This is a genomic window from Bradyrhizobium sp. R2.2-H, assembly GCF_004346455.1.
GTDB classification, from domain to species: domain Bacteria; phylum Pseudomonadota; class Alphaproteobacteria; order Rhizobiales; family Xanthobacteraceae; genus Bradyrhizobium; species Bradyrhizobium diversitatis.
In genome coordinates this window covers 1-1,498 of record NZ_SMBR01000033.1, presented here as the reverse complement: position 1 = coordinate 1,498, position 1,498 = coordinate 1, and the positions used below count along the sequence as shown (strand labels likewise).

Genomic DNA, 1,498 nt, shown 5'->3' with positions numbered 1-1,498 from the left:
CGTATTGCCGCATCTGCGAATGTTACCCTGATGGCGCCATTGCCGATGACGATCCGATGTCGATTAATCGGTCGCGCCAGATGGCTTTCCCGGCTTGCTCGACGAGAGGGGCTGTGGGCGGGTCGGGCCCTACATAGCCCGAGCCGTCCATAACCCCGGGCAATGGGGCAGCGGTCGTGGCGTCGTCGAGCGGGCCCTGGGCGACCAACCGTTCGGCAGCCCTCCGTCTGAGCGCCCTCAACAGACGTTGCACAATCGAATGCTGTTTCTTTCCGAACTCCTCGGGGTATTTCTCGCGCAGCCGGCCGACAATTGCGAGCGCCGTCAGCTGCGGCTGCTCTGCGAGCCACGCTTCGATCGCGGCAATATGCGGGTCGAGCTTGGACGGCATGCGAACTCTGGTCTTATAGGGCCGACGAGTTCGCCGGTGCGTGGCACGCGGCTCGCCGACCGTCGCGGTCTTGCCGAGCGTCTTCGCGAACGTCGCCGCGGTCGCTGGTAGGATGCTAGTGCGAGCGGGTTGCAGGCCGCGCGCCTGTCCGGCACGACGATCGACGCGATTGCCTAGTTCTTCTTGGGTCGTGCGAATCTCCGCCAACAGCGCGACCGGATCGAGCGAGCGATACTGATCGCGTAGCCGTATCTTCACGGCCGCGGTCACCTTGGGATGCGCCAAGGCACGCTCATAGGGCGTCGATGGGAGATGATAGCGCTTGATCACTTTAGCCCCTTCGCGACGCTTCTCCTTCAGCTTGAACGACGGCTGGAAGAAGTTGACGTAGAGCCGTGCCGCCGCATAAAGGCGGCCCATCATACGCGCCGTCTCGACGCCATCGAAGCGGCCATAGCCCATGAGGCGGCGGACGACGGCACCATTCTTCTGCTCGACAAACGCCTGATCGTTCTTCTTATAGGCGCGCGAGCGAGTGACTTCGAGCTTCTGTTCGCGACACCATGGCACGACGACATCGTTCATGAAGGCGCTGTCGTTGTCGAAGTCCACGCCGCGCAACAGCCAGGGGAACAGGCTCTGTGCGCGGTTGATCGCCTCGACGACGAGCGAACCTTCCCGCGTCAGCAACGGTAGGCACTCCGTCCAGCCGGTGGCGACATCGACCATCGTGAGGGTTTGGATGAACGAGCCAGCCACCGACGTGCCGCCATGGGCGACCATGTCAACCTCGCAGAATCCGGGCATCGGGCTATTCCAGTCATTGAACGTGCGGATCGGGACCTCGCGCCGGATTGCCGAATAGAATCCAGCACGGCGCCGCCTGCCGCCGCTCGCCACGATCTTCACATCGACGAGCAGGCGATCGATGGTGGCGGCGCTGATAGCCAGAACGCGATCACGGTCCGACTGGCCAAGCTGCAATCGGCCATGTTGCTCAAGGGCAGGCAGCAAGGTCGGGATCATCACTTTGAGCCGCTTGCCGCACACCCGATCCGACGCCTCCCACAACGCCGTCAGCGCGTCCTTGATCGTCGCGCCATATCT

General features: G+C 63.2%; 1 protein-coding gene. It reads right to left on the bottom strand.

Annotation, left to right across the window (positions count from 1 at the left end; genetic code table 11):
• Window positions 1–22: 22 nt before the first annotated feature.
• On the bottom strand, window positions 23–1,498 hold a 1,476-nt coding region (locus tag EDE08_RS38800; RefSeq protein ID WP_165936427.1), incomplete at its 5' end, for an integrase catalytic domain-containing protein.